The organism is Actinomycetota bacterium (assembly GCA_040905475.1).
In the GTDB taxonomy this organism is placed as follows: Bacteria; Actinomycetota; AC-67; order AC-67; family AC-67; genus DATFGK01.
In genome coordinates this window covers 1-1287 of sequence record JBBDRM010000049.1, presented here as the reverse complement: position 1 = coordinate 1287, position 1287 = coordinate 1, and the positions used below count along the sequence as shown (strand labels likewise).

3 protein-coding genes are annotated in these 1287 nt (G+C 68.1%); all 3 read left to right on the top strand.

Going from position 1 to position 1287, the window contains the following annotated elements:
* Positions 1-149 precede the first annotated feature (149 nt).
* Positions 150-686 carry a thioredoxin gene (trxA, locus tag WEB06_03945; protein MEX2554767.1) on the top strand — a complete coding sequence of 179 codons (537 nt, stop codon included), beginning with the start codon at positions 150-152 and terminating at the stop codon, positions 684-686.
* Between the two features lie 173 nt (positions 687-859).
* Positions 860-1060 (top strand): hypothetical protein, encoded by a 201-nt coding sequence (locus tag WEB06_03940; protein ID MEX2554766.1) that lies wholly within the window; start codon positions 860-862, stop codon positions 1058-1060.
* 39 nt (positions 1061-1099) lie between these two features.
* A partial coding sequence (locus WEB06_03935) for a hypothetical protein (protein ID MEX2554765.1) occupies positions 1100-1287 on the top strand: 188 nt, incomplete at its 3' end.

Genomic DNA, 1287 nt, shown 5'->3' with positions numbered 1-1287 from the left:
AGCGGCTCGGCTTTGCATACAAGACGCCGTTTTCACGCCGGCCCGTCATCGAGCTACGTGCCGTGGAGATTCGGTGAATCGGACACCGGCGGTCAGGCATCCGAATGGGCACAGGTCTCATCGAACGTTAACGTCAAGGAGGTTCTTGCTTGGCAGCCAGGGCCGTAACCGGGGAGGCATTCGAGCGCGTAGTGCTCGACAGCGAGCAGCCGGTCATCGTCGACTTCTGGGCGCCCTGGCGCGGGCCTTGCCTCGCGGTTGCCCCCTTGCTCGACGCGATCGCGAACGAGCGACAGGGCGAGCTGAAGGTCATCAAGGTCTACGTCGACGAAGAGCCGGAGCTCGCCGAGCGTTACAGCGCCGCAAGCATTCCCACGATCCTTCTCTTCCGGGCGGGAAGCCCGGTAGCGGCCAGCGTCGGAGCGAGGAGAAAAACACAGCTCGAGAACGCGCTCGGACTCGACTCCGCTGTAGGCGCGATACGCGAGTCCGAGACCACCGGTCGCCGACGCTTGCTGCTGCCTCGCTTCGGAAGGGACAACTCCTGCAGTGGTGCCCCGGGAGGCCGTGAGCGTGCGAAGCGATGCCGACAGATCGAGCGCGCGCCGTCCCGAGCGGGATGCGTCGGACGTACATTGGCGCCGCCAGCGGCTCATCGATGCCGGCTTCTCGGCCCGGTCCAGTGACAAGCTGGCTCGCGATCTACGCGTCGATCTTCACGGTCTCCTCGATCTCGTCCAGAGCGGCTGCCCGCCCGAGCTCGCAGTGCGGATCCTCGCCCCCTCGACGCCGCCTTGGACGGGGGTGACTCGGCGCGCGCTCCTGGGCTGCGCCAAGGCGCCGGATAGGATCGGGCCGCATGCCTGATGTGGTCTACCGCTCGCGCGTCCGGATCGAGCGCATCCGCGGTCCGCTACGGCGTGCGTACCTCCCTGCCCGTTCCGAGCCGATCGAGTTCGGCGTCCACCACGAGGTCGCCGACCACTACGGGGTGCCGCGGGGCAGCGACGTCGAGCGCGCGACGACCCTCGACTTCGTGGTCGCCGCCGCCGGCGGCTGACTGACCGGGACCTTCGGAGGCGCGCTGGAGGCGCGCCAGGTGAAGGCGAGCGAGGGGCGGTTGACGAGCGAGGCGGTGGGCGAGGTCGAGGTCGAGGACGGCGTGCTCGTCATTAAGCGGATCCACGTCCGGTATGCGCTCGCGCTCGATTCCGACGCCGATCGAGACGCCGTCCAGCGAGCGTTCGAGCACCACATGCCCTACTGCCCGGTGTACCGCTCGATCAG